Source organism: Paenibacillus sp. FSL K6-1330 (assembly GCF_037976825.1).
In the GTDB taxonomy this organism is placed as follows: Bacteria; Bacillota; Bacilli; order Paenibacillales; family Paenibacillaceae; genus Paenibacillus_AQ.
On record NZ_CP150269.1, the window covers coordinates 1419768 to 1435385 of the forward strand.

At 48.4% G+C, this 15618-nt stretch carries 17 protein-coding genes and 2 pseudogenes; 15 read left to right on the forward strand and 4 right to left on the reverse strand.

Features of this window, described 5'->3' with window-relative positions; all coding sequences use genetic code 11:
• The first annotated feature begins 158 nt into the window (after positions 1-158).
• From NYE54_RS06190 to NYE54_RS06200, 3 genes are all read left to right on the forward strand, one after another.
• Positions 159-731 (forward strand): sigma-70 family RNA polymerase sigma factor, encoded by a 573-nt coding sequence (locus NYE54_RS06190; protein WP_339270832.1) that lies wholly within the window; start codon positions 159-161, stop codon positions 729-731.
• 210 nt (positions 732-941) lie between these two features.
• Entirely contained in the window at positions 942-1817 is an 876-nt protein-coding gene (locus NYE54_RS06195; RefSeq protein ID WP_098742173.1) for a radical SAM/SPASM domain-containing protein, read from the forward strand.
• Positions 1818-1972: 155 nt separating this feature from the next.
• Complete coding sequence (locus NYE54_RS06200) at positions 1973-3445, forward strand: DEAD/DEAH box helicase (RefSeq protein WP_339270834.1); 1473 nt, start codon at positions 1973-1975, stop codon at positions 3443-3445.
• An 87-nt stretch (positions 3446-3532) separates the two neighbouring features.
• Here NYE54_RS06200 and NYE54_RS06205 read toward each other — a convergent pair whose 3' ends face one another.
• A complete protein-coding gene (locus NYE54_RS06205) occupies positions 3533-4264 on the reverse strand; it encodes a class I SAM-dependent methyltransferase (RefSeq protein WP_339270836.1) in 732 nt (243 codons plus the stop codon).
• Positions 4265-4424: 160 nt separating this feature from the next.
• Positions 4425-4895 (reverse strand): DUF4267 domain-containing protein, encoded by a 471-nt coding sequence (locus NYE54_RS06210; RefSeq protein ID WP_339270838.1) that lies wholly within the window; start codon positions 4893-4895, stop codon positions 4425-4427.
• A 166-nt stretch (positions 4896-5061) separates the two neighbouring features.
• Between NYE54_RS06210 and NYE54_RS06215 the strand changes: the two genes are divergently transcribed.
• A complete protein-coding gene (locus tag NYE54_RS06215; RefSeq protein WP_339270840.1) occupies positions 5062-5406 on the forward strand; it encodes a helix-turn-helix domain-containing protein in 345 nt (114 codons plus the stop codon).
• 102 nt (positions 5407-5508) lie between these two features.
• Complete coding sequence (locus NYE54_RS06220) at positions 5509-5754, forward strand: PepSY domain-containing protein (protein ID WP_339270841.1); 246 nt, start codon at positions 5509-5511, stop codon at positions 5752-5754.
• Positions 5755-5839: 85 nt separating this feature from the next.
• On the opposite strand, the gene NYE54_RS06225 is transcribed toward NYE54_RS06220, so the two are convergent.
• Positions 5840-7081, reverse strand: coding sequence for an MFS transporter (locus tag NYE54_RS06225; RefSeq protein ID WP_339270843.1), 1242 nt, complete (start codon positions 7079-7081; stop codon positions 5840-5842).
• Between the two features lie 127 nt (positions 7082-7208).
• On the opposite strand from NYE54_RS06225, the gene NYE54_RS06230 reads away from it, so the two are divergent.
• The 5 genes and pseudogenes from NYE54_RS06230 to NYE54_RS06250 all read left to right on the forward strand — a co-directional run bounded on the left by NYE54_RS06230 (position 7209) and on the right by NYE54_RS06250 (position 9849).
• Entirely contained in the window at positions 7209-7640 is a 432-nt protein-coding gene (locus tag NYE54_RS06230) for an NUDIX domain-containing protein (protein WP_339270845.1), read from the forward strand.
• Between the two features lie 39 nt (positions 7641-7679).
• Positions 7680-8126, forward strand: a complete 447-nt coding sequence (locus NYE54_RS06235) for an NUDIX hydrolase (RefSeq protein WP_339270847.1) — start codon at positions 7680-7682, stop codon at positions 8124-8126.
• A 16-nt stretch (positions 8127-8142) separates the two neighbouring features.
• Positions 8143-8528 (forward strand): annotated as a pseudogene (locus tag NYE54_RS06240) (phosphoglycerate mutase family protein).
• A gap of 219 nt (positions 8529-8747) precedes the next feature.
• Entirely contained in the window at positions 8748-8936 is a 189-nt protein-coding gene (locus tag NYE54_RS06245) for a hypothetical protein (protein ID WP_074961888.1), read from the forward strand.
• A gap of 307 nt (positions 8937-9243) precedes the next feature.
• Positions 9244-9849: a metalloregulator ArsR/SmtB family transcription factor gene (locus NYE54_RS06250; protein WP_339270849.1), complete on the forward strand. Its 606-nt coding sequence runs from the start codon at positions 9244-9246 to the stop codon at positions 9847-9849.
• 178 nt (positions 9850-10027) lie between these two features.
• Here NYE54_RS06250 and NYE54_RS06255 read toward each other — a convergent pair.
• Positions 10028-10231: pseudogene (locus NYE54_RS06255) on the reverse strand (recombinase family protein); the annotation flags it as partial.
• A 169-nt stretch (positions 10232-10400) separates the two neighbouring features.
• Here NYE54_RS06255 and NYE54_RS06260 point away from each other — a divergent pair.
• From NYE54_RS06260 to NYE54_RS06280, 5 genes are all read left to right on the forward strand, one after another.
• A complete protein-coding gene (locus NYE54_RS06260; RefSeq protein WP_339270851.1) occupies positions 10401-11060 on the forward strand; it encodes a TetR/AcrR family transcriptional regulator in 660 nt (219 codons plus the stop codon).
• 109 nt (positions 11061-11169) lie between these two features.
• Positions 11170-12306 carry a choline esterase gene (locus NYE54_RS06265; protein WP_339270853.1) on the forward strand — a complete coding sequence of 379 codons (1137 nt, stop codon included), beginning with the start codon at positions 11170-11172 and terminating at the stop codon, positions 12304-12306.
• Between the two features lie 641 nt (positions 12307-12947).
• Entirely contained in the window at positions 12948-13211 is a 264-nt protein-coding gene (locus NYE54_RS06270) for a hypothetical protein (RefSeq protein WP_339270855.1), read from the forward strand.
• Positions 13212-13276: 65 nt separating this feature from the next.
• On the forward strand, positions 13277-14065 hold the full coding sequence (locus NYE54_RS06275; RefSeq protein WP_100540466.1) for a prolipoprotein diacylglyceryl transferase family protein: 789 nt from the start codon (positions 13277-13279) through the stop codon (positions 14063-14065).
• A 17-nt stretch (positions 14066-14082) separates the two neighbouring features.
• Positions 14083-15498 (forward strand): radical SAM protein, encoded by a 1416-nt coding sequence (locus tag NYE54_RS06280; RefSeq protein WP_339270857.1) that lies wholly within the window; start codon positions 14083-14085, stop codon positions 15496-15498.
• Positions 15499-15618 lie beyond the last annotated feature (120 nt).

Below are 15618 nucleotides of genomic sequence, written 5' to 3' on the forward strand. Positions count from 1 at the left end.
CAACATATGACGCTTTTTTTAAAAATATAATTTTTCTGACGATCATACATAAGGAAAATCGTGTAAATATATGTTAATATTTTACTATAATGGTAAACTGCTTGATTTAAAACTTCGTCAAGCAGCTAATGAATAAAATAAAACGGAGGAGGGTACACGTGGAGCAAGAACAATGGTTATATTTCTTATGCACTAATTTCTATGATTTAGACCACGACACCCAAAAATTAGCTTATGAAGCTTATCGGAATTTGGTCTATCGGGACATTTATTTTCTGACACGAAGTCATGAACTGGCAGAAGATGTTGTACAGGAGACGTTCTATAAAGTGGTGGTTAAAGCCCCTCAACTGCAAGACACTAAGCATTTGAAAGCCTGGATGATTAAAATAGCTAGGAATTATGCCTATGATTTGTTAAAAAAAAATAAAAAATATCATCATCTTAGAGATCCTCAAGTCGTTATTGATATGAAGGCCCCTTTTTTACGCCCTACTGTAGCCGAGCAAGTGGAAGATCAGATTCGGAAAGAGATACTACTTGAAGCTCTAAATGAGCTAAGCCCCGAGTATCGTCAAGCTTTGTTTCTATATTACATCGAAGAAAAACCATATAAGGAAATTGCACAGGAGCTAGAAACAACGGAACAAGCTTTGGCTCAAACGATGGTCAGAGCAAGAAAAAAATTGCACCTCTACTTTTCAAAAAGATGGGTTGATGCTGATGAGTGACGATTCAAACATAACGATGAACGGTTAATTAGAGCAACAACTAAAGAAGGAAGGTGCTCCCCTCTTTTTCGCTTAATACAGAATGGCATCAGATAGCATCTGTAGTTGTAGCTGTAAAGGGCCCGCCTATGGTACGATATGAGGGATTGGCAAGCGACTTAGCTAGCAAATCGCCATGCTATCATAGACATCTGGATTGGGGATAACATCTTGAAGACATTTAAGAAAGTTTACATAGAAATTACGAGTATTTGTAATCTGGCCTGTACGTTCTGCCCACCGACAGAGCGTAAGGCCAACTTCATTAAGGTCGAAGACTTTGCGAGAAGATTGGACGAGATCAAGCCGCATACGAGTTACATTTATTTGCATGTGAAGGGGGAGCCGCTGCTCCATCCGAAGATCGATGAGCTGCTGGATATTAGCCATGAAAAAGGGTTCAAGGTCAACATTACGACCAACGGCACGTTGATCGCGAAGAACCGGCATAAGCTGCTGGGCAAGCCGGCCTTAAGACAGATGAACTTCTCACTCCACAGCTTCGACGGTCACGAGGGTTCAACAAATCGCGAGGGATATTTACGGGAAATCCTATCCTTTGTTCGTGCCGCGGAGGAGCATAAAGTCATCTTTTCGTTCCGATTGTGGAATCTGACGCAGGACAACCAAACAAACCTGGAGAAGAGCCGCAACCGCCAGACGCTCGAAATTTTGGAGCAGGAATTTAATCTGGATTACCGAATCGAGGAAAAGGTTGAACCCGGCGGTGGTGTGAAGGTGGCCGACCGTGTTTATCTGAACCAGGATTATGAGTTCCAGTGGCCAAGTCTAACAGCCCCGGAGGATGAAGGCAAAGGCTTCTGCCATGCGCTTCGCAGCCAGGCGGCCATTCTCGTAGACGGGACAGTCGTGCCGTGCTGTCTGGATGGGGAAGGGGTCATCAATTTGGGCAATATTCATCAGAAGTCCTTCTCGGACATCGTTGACGGGGAGCGGGCGAATAACCTCGTAGAGGGATTTTCGCGCCGGGAAGCCGTTGAGGAGCTATGCAGAAAATGCGGGTATCGGCAGCGGTTTGGGGCATAAACAAGAGGCGGAGAAAAATTCCGCTTCTTTTTTTATACCGATGTATGGTATCGTTATGTGTTATGACGTAAAGGAACGGCTTGTGGAAACTCGATTATGAGATGCCCTATGTTACGTGATGAGACAATATAGGTATTCACCTTAAAGGAGACCCCATGACATTTCAAGATTTAAATATATCCCCCGTGATTCTCAAAGCTTTAGCGAAGGAGAATTACAAGACGCCAACGCCTATTCAGGCTCAGGCGATCCCGGCTGTGCTGGCCGGCAGAGATTTGCTGGGCTGCGCGCAGACCGGAACAGGGAAGACCGCTGCTTTTTCGGTACCAATGATCCAGTTGTTGAACGAACAATCCCCTAAACCGGGCATGTCGCGCCGTATTCGTGCGTTGGTGTTGTCGCCGACCCGGGAACTTGCCCTGCAAATTTCAGATAACGTGAAAGCCTACAGTCAGTTCACGAAGCTGCGTTCGACGGCCATTGTTGGCGGCGTTTCGCAAAAAACGCAGGAGCGGGCGCTACAGCAAGGAGCGGACATCCTCATTGCTACCCCAGGCAGACTCCTGGATCTTATGAATCAGAAGCGTGTCGATCTGCAGCATGTGGAGATCCTGGTGCTGGATGAGGCTGACCGGATGCTCGATATGGGCTTTATTCATGACGTAAAACGAATTATCGCCAAAATGCCGAGCAAAAGACAAACGCTGTTCTTCTCAGCTACCATGCCTGCGGAGATCACCCAACTTGTCAAAACATTATTGCAAAACCCTGTAAAAGTGGAAATCACGCCGGTTTCCTCTACAGCCGAACGAATCAAGCAATCGGTGTACCTGCTGGAAACAGGAAATAAACAGAAGCAATTGAATGAGCTGATGAAGGACCCGTCCATCGTGTCGGCCTTGGTCTTTACCCGTACAAAGCGCGGCGCTGACCGGGTTGTGCGCGACCTGACGAAGGTGAACATCTCGGCTCAAGCCATTCACGGGAATAAATCGCAGGTCAGCCGCCAGACGGCACTCAAAAATTTCAAAAGCGGGGAGACCCGGGTTCTGGTGGCTACAGATATTGCCGCCCGAGGCATCGATATCGACGAGCTGTCGCATGTCATTAACTTTAACCTTCCGAACATTCCGGAAACGTACGTTCACCGGATTGGCCGGACGGGGCGTGCGGGACTGAGCGGAACGGCGATATCGTTCTGCGAAGTGGACGAGGTGCCTTTTCTCCGCGATATTGAGAAGTTAATCGGAAAGTCCATACCCGAAGTGAAGGACCATGCTTTCCCGATGTCGGGATCATTAAGAGCAGCCAAGGTAGACCGATCGCCGAAATCGGGCTCGGGCAATTCCACCAAAGCCAAATCAGCAGCAGTTAGACCTGCTAAACCGAAGGCCGATCCCACCCGCAAGCCAAAGACCGACATGGCTCGTAAACCGAAATCAGACGGAGCTCGTTCTTCGAGCACGAATTTGGTACGTAAGCCGAAGGCGGAGGCCGTCAGTAATCCGTATTCAGAGATGGCACGTAAGTTCAAATCGGAAGCTGCTCAGAAACCCAAGGATGGCCAAGCACGTAAGCGCAAATCCGAGGGATTCAATAAGGGAAGCAAGACCGGTAGATCCTCGTAAGCAGAAATAACGATAGTGACTCAGAAAGCACCCTCTCCCACTTTTGAAGTGGAAGAAAGGGTGCTTTTTTTCGAAATGGAATGAGAGTTACGTGCTCTTTCTCCCCGCTAGAAACAGGAACAGTGGAATTCTGCGCCTGCGCTCATAGGTTTCCTCGTTCAAGAAATGTTCTCGCACGGGTCTGGATTCCCTAAGCTGCTCCACGATAAAGCCTGCTTCCTGCATCGCCGTGAAGTAATCCTCGACGGTTCGATGGTACTTCCGAACGGTGCCTCCGAGCCATTGCTGTTCCCGGTAGCCTTCGCTGAAGTAATGGTCCACGACCCAGTTCGTTCTTGTGCCGGACGGCTGAAGCGTAGAGGTAATGACGGGATGTTCGACGGAGAAGACAAATCTGCCGCTTGGCTTCAAGCACTGATGAATGCATTGAAAGACGCGCTCGATATCCTGCAGATAATGAATGGCGAGCCTGGAGATCACTAAATCATAAGAATCGCGGGGATATGTAAATTCCTCTATCCTCGTGAGCATAACGGTTCCATTGTTGTAATCGGCCAGGTTGCTTGAGGCGGCTTCCACCATATTACGAGAGCCTTCAATCCCTATATACGCAGCACAACCTTTGTTGAGCAATTCCACGCCAAAGCCTGCATCGCCGCACCCTAGGTCCAATACATGCCGATCCGAGATATCCTCAAGCAGCTGCCAGATGACCGGCTTCTCTAGTGTATCGTTGGCGTTTTCCTGCCCTTGCCGCCGCTCCATGTACTTCTCGAAGTTCGTGTCGTTGTCATAAAAATCAGATCCGTGATAGCTCATAGGCACCTCCTGCTTGGAATCATCCTTACACTCGATATTTCAGAAGATCAGTTAGCCGTGCTAATCCACCTAAAACAGCCGTCTGCAAAATCCGGGGCGGTCCCTCGAGGTACCCATGATGAACAAGGGTCTTTCCTGTCACACAACTCACCTCGATCCGTTATTTTGGAAAAGACTGGGGATGTTTACTCTTATGATTCATTATAACGGATCGTTCCTCCCGGAATAATACCCAGGCCACGATTAATATATAAATAACGGTGCCGATATGAATCCACGCGCTGGCTGGAGCCGCTCCGTCACTACGCAGAACTAATATGGCATCTACAATAGGCATTTCTATGCTGAGAATGAGTAGGATAAGGGATGCTTTACGCAGACGAAAGAGCAATAAGGCGGATATCACCAGCCCGATGTATAAATCTCGATTGGCCTTGATGTAGATGATGGCTGCATCTGAAGAATGAAAAAGAGTTAAACCAAAGCCTTGAATGGCGGCCTCCGGCTGAATAAACGTGTTCACACCGAGGTACAGCAGAAACAGCGAGAGTGAGGCGACCAGCCAGTAAGAGTAAGCGCGCGGCCCCCAATCCTTGGATTGCGATGATGTGCTGGAACCATATGGATTCATACAATAATCCTCCTTAAATTTTTCGAAAGCATCTAGGCTGCTGAATAACGTTACCTGTCATGCTCCGGTTGAATTGACTTTAGACTAACATGCAACATAGAATCGTGATAAGAACCCACTTTCGAGTAAGGAGCTTACTTTAAAGTAAGCCATAGAGGAGGGCTATATGAGAACATCTGCTAAAGCTGTCATTAGTCAATGCCCCATTGAAACGGTCATGCATGTCATAGGGGGGAAGTGGAAGCCCTTGATCTTATGGCATCTAATGGAATCCACCAAGCGCTTCAGTGATTTGGAGAAGGACATACCCGAAGTTACGCAGAAGATGCTGACCCAGCATCTGCGGGAATTGGAAAGTGACGGGCTTGTTGTTCGTACCATCCATCCTTCGGTTCCGCCAAAGGTGGAGTATGCTCTGAGCGAATATGGAATCACACTGCTGCCTGTGCTCGATGCGATGTGTAATTGGGGAACGATTCATAATCGAATAGCGATAGAACGTCCTTTATGATACGAAAAATGTGAATGTTAAACGGCGTCAATCGGCACCAAGGAGTAACCCCTCTCATAAGGTACATGAGCGGACATTTTTATTGAGGGGGTTACTTCCGAAATGTACGAAAATTACTATCATGTACCTGGGCCGATGACCAGGCAGAGAATCTCTATGCAGCAAGCTCAAGAAATTGCACTTGCCCGTGTGCCGGGCCAAATTGTTCATGTCGATATGGATCTGGAGCATGGCGTGTTGGTCTATGAAATATTTATACTGACATCCGACAACAGACTGTTTGAAGTCGAAATTCTTGCAAAATCGGGAAGAATCTTAAAGGTTGAGGAAGAAGACGACGCGGATTAAGGTGTATTAGGCTGGAAAAAGCAAATAACCGAGTGAGACGTGGATAAATCATCGTTTCGCTCGGTTTTTTTATTTGTGCAGGATGTTAAGTTTCGGTTGCTTCACCACCTCCAGACATCGTGTGATTTCCATGACGAAGAAGTGGAAGAATCATCAAGAATCCGGCGAGAAAACATGCGCCAGCTAAAACGTATACGTAGGTTAGTGACATGGTCTGCTTTAATAGCCCCGAGCATCCCATTGTGATCAGCATGGCTCCGGTCATGAGCGGCGTACGTACTCCGGTGACCCGACCGATGTAGGCTTGTTCCGTTTGCTGCATGACCAAGGAGTGGTTCCCGATAAAAATAGCCGGTTGCAGCAGCGCAATCAGGAATTGCGAGAGCATGGTCAGCCAGAGGACCGTCGACAGACCCAGCAGGAGAATGCCCGCTTCGTTCACAATTAACCCCATCATCAGTAACCGTCCGGGAGCTATTCGGGATGCGAGCATAAACGTTACGATTCCACCCAGGATTTCGCCTACACCGTAAGGGATGGTAATCCACTGCAAGTCCTGAGCGGACAAGCCTAAGCCCTCGGTCACCAGAAATACGCTGAGCGGGGAGATCAATCCCACCCCAAGTCCCACAACCATGAAGCAGAGGCTTAGCCGCAGCAGGTCTCTTTTGAATAGAACATAACGAATGCCATCGGCCATATCATGAAGAACGGAGGGAACTGCTGTTGTCGTGTTTATAGACGCCCCTTGGTTTTTAGGCACAAACAGCATGGCTAGCGCAGATAACATGAACAATCCGCTCGTTAACACGAGAGCAGCCGACATGCCCCATTGCTGAAATACCCATGTGCCTAGAATCGGACCGATGATCATGAAGAGAGAGAACAGCGTTTGCAGCAGCGACATTCCGATGGAAGCATCCTCGTCCCGCACATGGATTTTGAACAGCTTCATGCCCGAGGGCTGGGCGAACTGCGAGAGGATGGATGAGCATAAGGTCGCGAAGAATACAGCGCCCCACGAGCCGGATTCCAGCATCAGAAACACGATAAGGACGGAGCAGGCACTGAGTATCTCGCACCAGACGATGGTTGCTTTGGGACGCCAACGGTCGGCCAATACACCCCCAATGAACGAAAACAGAAAGATCGGTCCATATTCGGCGACGGAAATCATGGAAGTGGCAAAAGCATTCCCGCCTGTCATGTCCATGACATACAGCAGGACGGCAAAATTTCGGATCCATATTCCGAGCTGGGAGCATACATTGGAAATCAGGATCGCTCGGACGAAGCCGTTGTGGAGCAAACGGATGGAGCTTGGCATGATGATATTCCTCCTTACAGAATCAATGCTGGAACCTATTTTGCGGCCTCCTGTAAGGTAAGAGTCAATGGTCAACCGCCACCAGGATCGTGTAAAGTAGTATAAAAGGTGGTTGAGGAGGGGTGACATGTTTATCGTCAACGTAGAAGGGGCCGTCTGCAAGGACGGGCAGTGGCTGATGATTACGCGCAGCATGAAGGAAGAGCATGCGGGCGGAACACTTTCGTTAGCGGGAGGTAAAGTCGACAGGGAGGGGCACACACTGGATATTCTGGAGCGCACGGTGAAGCGGGAACTTTACGAAGAAGTAGGCGTCGAGGTGAAGGAGAACGTCACGTACGTATACAGTTCTTCTTTTGTAACGGACGATGACCGTCCTGTCATTAACATGGTGTTCTTGTGCGAGTATGATAAGGGGACGCCATACAGCAAGAGCCCGGACGAGGTAGAGTCGGTACAGTGGATGACGCTGTCCGAAATCATGAATCACCCGATGGCACCGCCGTGGACGAAGGAGAGTGTGCAAAGAGCGGAGGAGGCACGACGTAAGCTAACCTAAGTCAGGGAAAAAAGAATCCAACGAATTGGCGGTGTGGTAATGAGCAACCTATTGCAGGTCAGAGTGACCGGAATCCTGATTGAAGACGAACGTATTTTGCTGGTCAAACAGAGCGTTTCGTCAGAACGTGGCTGGTCGCTTCCCGGAGGAAGAGTAGAGCAGGGGGAAACCTTGGAGGAAGCCATGGTTCGGGAAATGGAAGAGGAAACCGGGCTAACTACAAAAGTGAAGAAGCTCCTATATCTATGCGATAAACCGGATTCATCGCCCTCACTGTTACATATAACGTTTTTGCTGGAACGCTTGGAGGGGGAGATCCGCCTCCCGTCGAACGAGTTCGATTTCAATCCCATCGGTGATGTGGTCCTGGTCCCAATCGCAGATTTAACGAGCCACGGGTTCTCCGAGAAGTTTATGACGATCGTTCAGCGCGGATTTCCGGAGTCAGGAAGCTATCAAGGGCTCAAGAGTAATATTGGGTTATAAAGGAGCTGTTGATTTCATGAAAAACGTAATAATCGTGCGACACTGCAAGGCTGAGGGACAAGCCGTCGACGCTCCGTTAACCGTGCAGGGTATTCAGCAAGCGCTTGAACTTGCGGAGTTTTTATCTGATAAAGGGATTGATCATATTGTTTCGAGTCCTTACCGCAGAGCCTGCGATACGATAAAACCCTTGGCGAATCTCATTGGTGTGGAAGTTGTGATGGATGAGAGATTAACGGAGAGGGTTCTATCGGGTCGCATGGCAACCTGATCTCGCTTCTGCTGAAGTATTACGATAACCGGATCGGCTTCGACGAGTGGGAGGCGTTAACCAATCCCGACGTGTATCAGCTCAACTTCCATTCGGATGTACTCGTGATACAGCGGATATGGACCTCGTGAAGCACCAGGCACAATGTGACGTACCGTATGTAAAAAAGAGTTCATAAGCGTTTATTCCCTATATTTTCCGGTAGGCCGTCCCCTATAATGGAGTTGCACAGATATTCAGGCTGTATTTTCTACGATTCGTATAACAAAGAGAAATCGAATCTTGTACAAGCTGTGTGCAGGGGTTCGCAACAACATTAAAGAGATTATGAAATAAAGGGGATATGAAACATGGCCAAAACAAAACGGGGCCGCGCACTATGGAGTATGCCATCACGTGGCCGCGGCACATGCCCGGTATGCAGCACGTCTCGCATCAAGCTTCTCTACGTCGCCAACAAGTCGGACGGCACGGCGCTAAAGGTATGCAAGAGATGCCAGAATGCCGATCAGTCCAGAGTTGACGCAGCTGTCGTGTAAGATGAGGTTTGTAGGTTAACTGGATGTGAATAGAAACTTGAGAAACGATAGTCATGCAGCAGCCCGCTCCTTACGAAAATGGAGCGGGCTATTTCATGTCCTGTGAATGAAGTTCAGGCGTTACTTGCCGCCTTTCATGAAAACATGAATATGACGGACCTTTTCCCCGGTCATATCGCTCTTGTCATCGTTCTGGCCATTTTTTAAAAAAGAACGAGGTTTACTTTGAATTTCAGATGGGATAATATCTAATTTAATCAGTAGCAAATTAGATGTTCGTCAAATTGTGTAGGGAGTGAACATATCCATGCAATTGGATAAGGTGGTTAGTTATCATAAGGCGCTTGCAGATCCGACGCGAATCAAAATGCTGATCCTGCTAGCCGAAGGCGAATTGAACGGACAGGTTCTGGCCGAGAAGATCGGTGTCACGCCGGCAACAATCACGCACCATGCAGCGAAGCTGCGGGAAGCGAGCCTGATCAAAGAGCGCAGGGATAAGAACACGATCTATTTCTCGTTAAACCATTATTTCATCAAAAATAGTGCAACGGCTACGGAAAATCTAATCTACCAAAGAGTGAGGCCCGAGGGCGTTCCCGAGCGCTTGGAGGAAGAAGATCAGCGGACGAGGGACGCTGTTGTGAACCATTTTTTCACATCCGACGGGAAGCTGAAGAGCATCCCTGCCCAGCTGAAGAAGAAACTTATCGTGCTTACACATTTGGTATCCCGGCTGGAGAAGGGACGTAAGTACACCGAGAAGGAAATCAACGAGTTTATTCAGGGTTACCATGAGGACTTTGCGACTCTTCGCCGGGAGTTCATCATGCATCATTTCATGTTCAGGGACAACGGGGTGTATGAGCTCAATCCGCAAGAGATGTGGGCACGTTGGGAGGATCTATCCTAAATGAAAGAGGATTCTCCGCTATCCCTACAACGGATAGGATTTCGAGCAGCAGGTCTCAGAGCAAGTCCTTAAGAGAGCCGGTCATTTCTATATTCCAGTCACGGATAAGAGGCAGGAGACCGTATGGTTTATCCTGCTTTTTCATCTGGAAACCAGCAGACATGGAAATCCGGTCTCATGGCAGACTATAAAAACTAATCCCTTTTTCATTCAGATCATTAACAACACTTATAAGTTCCTGCATGTTTCTTCCAAGTCGATCTAATCGCCAAACAACGATTGTGTCTCCGCTTCGAACAAAATCTAATGCCTCAGTTAATCCGTCCCTTTTCTTTTTAACTCCACTCACTTTATCTACAAAAATTCTCTCACAACCAAAGGTCATATAAAAAAACAAAACAACTCCATTAACTTATCTCTTAGGAAGGATAATGTTCTATGCAATGGTTTTAATCTTTTATATGGATATTAATATTTCAATACTACTTGACATGTGAATGGATTATCGGTATGGTGTGAATGAGTTCACACTTCACATTAAGGAGTAATCTATGCCAAAAAATACTTTCTATCGTTTAGATGAAGCAAGGCGCGAGGAAATATCTAATAACGCTATGCATCTTTTTGTTGATAATCTTTACGAGGATATAACTATGAAGATGGTTTTGGATAGTTTGTCCATGCACCCCGGAACATTTTATCGGTATTTTGAAGACAAAGATGACCTTTATTGTCTCTTAGTACGTAATGTCACCCAGAAAAGAGCTGCGTATTTTAATAACAGTAATGAAGATTCCCTTTACCGGTTTTTCCTTACTGGCTTATTTGGTAACGTTAATGGCACTGTGACCGAGCCGCTGAATGAGTTGGAAATCAAACTCACTAAAACATTTTTAAACATTCCTGAGAACGTTTTACTTAAAGTATATCTGAATGTGCTAAAGGGCGAGTCATTCCCTTTAATCAAGGACATTTTACGCCGAATGAGGGTTGATGGATATCTCCGACCTGATATTGACGACGACCTGATTTCTTTTATGTTTGAGTCAATGCAGTTTAATTTAGTCATGTTTTTTAGGGAATTCGATATTAAGGACTCTACGCTGCAACATAAGCTTAGCAAGTACTTTGCTGACTTTATGAGTCATGGGCTGCTTGAAGATCATAAATATTCTGAAATGGTTAGCGATATCAAAAAAGCCAGGGAGTAGATATGATTCACTGAAGATAGGATGTAATCGTTTCACCGTTTTGAAAAGTGCTCATAGCGCAGTGTATGTATTTCATATTCGCCACTATTAATTAAGGGGGAACAAGAAAATGAAAACGTATGACGCATTTCCAGAACCAATTGGCGGCTATACTGTCGGTCGAACCCAGATGGATTTTGAGTACACGGCATCAGATCATTCCAAAAGAGAACTGACGGCGTTTGTGTACTATCCGTCCGACAGCAGCGAAGGTAAGACTACATCAACGTACATGTTTCCTGAAGTCTACGAAATGTTTAATGAGCAGCCACTTGTCACTGCGTTGAAGGATGTTTTCTCTATAGATATCAAGACCCAGTGTTACGACGACCTTGCTCTCTCCGGGAAGGAAAAGCGCTATCCGGTGTTATTCTATGTTTGCGGCGGGGGCGGTTCTCCAGAATGGGGTACAGTGATCTGTACAGACTTGGCAAGCATGGGATATGTTGTGGTAAGCATCGGCCATCAGAATAGCACGATGTATAAGCGTAAAGATGGGCGCCTGTTTAATGTATCAAAGGATTTTTCGGATGTCATTATGGCGTTTTCTGAAGATCCGGAGATGCTGGCGTTGGCTGGTAAGATGGAGATGCGGCCTGACGATGAAACTGCCATTGAGATGTGCCGTAACGTGCTTACACTGCCGATACTTGCCAAGGTAACAGAGTATAGTGAATTACAGGCAGAAGATGTGAGGTATGTAGCCGATTATCTTTACAAACTGGACTCTGGAGAACTGAATTCCATCTTTAAGGGCAGATTGTTGCTTGACATCGGCATGGGCATAGTCGGACATTCTTATGGAGGGCTTACGACGGCGATGGTTTGCCGGGACGACGACCGGTTCGCCTGTGGGATTGGCTTGGATAGCGGTGCGTTCGGCCTTCAGGGCAGCGACCTTAAGAAACCCTTCTTGCTACTGTTTTGTGAACCTAACTATAACATGAATGCGATAATTGGCGCTAACAATAGCATGGAAACCTATTATTTCTCTGTTGATCGTGTTGCGCATTTAGATTACTGCGACATCGTGTTTACCAGTGTTAATGAGGAACTCAGAGGCGAACGGGATGCTATGGAGATGCGAAATCTTGTTACAGACTATACGAAGAACTTTTTTGATCATTACTTACTGCAGAAGGCTGCAAGTGTGGAAAGTCTGGCATACGATGGCGTGGACTTGATCAAGAAGACCAGCAACAAGTGACATAACCGAGAGGTTGCTGATAAACGCATATCAAAGAGCTAGCCGTACAGACACAAAGCCGATAACCCTATTACGCGGTTATCGGCTCTTTCATATTTCATGTTTTCTATTTGAAGTATCTATTTCTGTCTTAACTTGACATCAATCATCCCACCTAAAAAATTGAAAATGCTATTTTTAAAAATATTCATATTGAAACCTGCCATGACTATGTCCTTTCATACTTCGCTACCTGATTGCCGTCAGCTGAAATATTATGAAAATTTCTGTTCGATAAAAGTTTTAACATACCACTGCTCACGGTACAGATGTCCTTGCAGTGCTGTTCAATATAGTCCACTACTCGGCGCAGGGATAGGTTGTAATCGTGATCTCGACGGCAACAAGTTTAATGTTTGGCAGGATGCTCCCACCAGCTGACCGACAGAACACTGGAATGGATAGGCAAGCACTGGCTCGAATGAGACAGATGGCTTGCCTTTTTATGTTGTTAACGCGAATTCGCAGTTTGGCAGCTCCAGTGCGGTGACTGAAACTCCTCATGATCACTGGACAACGGTCATAACGAATCTGGTAGTTTAATTCCCCGGTAACGTTTACAATAGGGAATATAAGGGTTAAATGCCAAGTGAGGTGATTGGATGGAAGTCTACCGCTGCATGAACCATCCCGAGATGGAGGCCGTCGCTCAGTGCACGCGCTGCGGAAAGCCGGTATGCGAGGAATGCCATAATCCGGAGACAGGCCGCTGCCGCTATCGCTGCGGTGAGATGAACCCCGCTCCCGGCATGCCGGGACGGCCTAGGAACGTATGGGTGACCGTAATCGTCTCCATACTGGCTATCTTGGGCGGTCTTGCGCTGCTGCTGCTGACGATCTGCGGAGCCATACTGTTTTCTTATTAACGCACGTGTTCCTAGTTCCGACAAGCGCAATTTTCAAATCAGTTATTATTTCAAGGAGTGGACAGATGGAGTTTCCTGTTTATTTGTACCTGGGTTCCTGGCGGATTCATCCACATGTGTTGTTTGAATCGCTGGCTTACTTTATCGGCTTCCGCGTGTATTTATGGACCCGCAGGCCGAGCGGCATGACCAAGCTGATGAGCCTGCAGATTCTGGCTGGAATCATCGCCGGCGCGGCCATTGGCTCCAAGCTGCTATTTTGGCTGGAGGATCCGGCTGCCACTTGGGAACAGCTGCGCCAATTCCACCTGCTATGGGGAGGCAAGACGATTGTCGGCGGTCTTCTGGGCGGTTTGATCGGCGTCGAGTTGACAAAGCGCTTGGTGGGATGGAAGCATTCCACGGGCGACGATTTTGTTTACCCGCTGATGCTGGGCCTGGGACTCGGACGGATCGGCTGTTTTCTGACCGGCCTGGATGACCATACCTATGGCACGCCGACGACCTGGTTCACAGGCGTGGATTTTGGCGACGGGGTTTATCGCCATCCGACTCAGCTGTATGAGATCCTGTTCCTGATCGTGCTGGCCTTGCTGCTGCTTCCGCTGTACCGCCAAAGTCGCGGCAGATCTACTCGCGAGGGCTACGTGTCCGGGCGGATGTTTCAATGGTTTATGGCCGGGTACCTGCTGTTCCGCCTGGTGATCGACTGGATCAAACCGACGCCGCATCCTTACCTGGGACTGAACAATATCCAATTAGCCTGCATCGCGGGCCTCATCTATTATGCATGGCTGATCGGCGGCAGAAACCGGCTTCGCCGCTTCATGCCGGGTTCCCATCTTCCAAGCTGACCAAAGGAGTCTTGATTATGCCAAAAAACCGGCCTTATCTGTATCATGAACTGACGAATAGCATATGCACGACTTGTTACCGCAAAGTGGAAGCCAAGATCATCGAGGAGAACGGCATGATCTATATGCTCAAAAGATGCCTCGTTCACGGTCCGGAAAAAGTGCTGATCGCCACAGAGGCCGATTATTACCATCAGACGCGAAAGTTTATCAAGCCGTCCGAAATGCCGCTTGTCTGGAATACGCCGATCCGTTACGGCTGTCCTTATGACTGCGGGCTCTGTCCGGACCATGAGCAGCACAGCTGCCTCACGCTGCTGGAGATCACGGACCACTGCAATCTGCAGTGCCCGATCTGCTTCGCGGAGTCGTCGCCGCATCGTACCTCGTACCGGTCGCTAACGCAGATCGAATTCATGCTCGACCGGATCGTGGAGAACGAGGGGGAGCCTGACATCGTGCAGATCAGCGGTGGCGAGCCGACGACGCATCCGGATTTCTTTGACATCCTGGACATGTGCAAGAGCCGTCCGATCAAGCATATTATGGTGAACACAAACGGCATCCGCATTGCCCAGGACCGCGATTTTGCGCGGAGGCTGGCCGAGTACATGCCAGGATTCGAAATTTACCTGCAATTCGACAGCTTTGAGGCGCATGTGCTGAAGGAGCTGAGAGGGGCCGATCTTCGGCGCATCCGCCAGCAAGCCATCGACCATCTGAATGAATTCAATATCTCCACGACACTGGTCGTCACGCTGAAGAAAGGCCTCAATGACGGCGAAATCGGAGATATCATTCAGTATGGGCTTCAGCAAAAAGCGGTGCGCGGCGTCACCATTCAGCCGATTCAGGCTGCGGGCCGGCTGGAGGGGTATGATCCGGCAACCGACCGGCTGACCGTGAGCGAAGTGCGGCGGATGATCATCGACCAGTCCGAGGTATTTACGGATGCGGACATTCTGCCGGTTCCTTGCCACCCGGATTGCCTGGCCATGGGCTACGCCTTGAAGCTGGGCGGGGAAGTGCTGCCGTTGACACGGATGATCGACCCGGAAATCCTGCTCGAGGGCGACAGCAACACGATTGTGTTTGAGCAGGATCCGGTGATCCGAGGCAAAATGTTTGAGCTGCTGTCGACCGGCCATTCGCCGCAATCCTCCGCGCTTTCCCTGAAGAGCCTGCTCTGCTGTCTGCCGCTAGCCGCCGTGCCGGAGCAGATTACCTATGACAACGTCTTCCGGGTCATTATCATGCAGTTCCTGGACGCCCATAACTTCGACGTCCGTTCCGTCAAGAAATCCTGCGTCCACATCATGCATCCCGACGGACGAATGATCCCGTTTGACACCTACAACATGTTCTACCGAGACGACAAGGAAGAGCTGCTGAAGGAGCTGAAGGAAGAGGTCGTCACGGCTTGGGACCGGTAGGAAGGCTCTGAAATCATGGCTCAATGGCTCTGAAACTGGAGGGATGAGGCGATATAACACTTGAGAAGAAGATAAGCGCTTTGGATTCTTAATCATTCCTAACTACATAGGGAGGCGAGA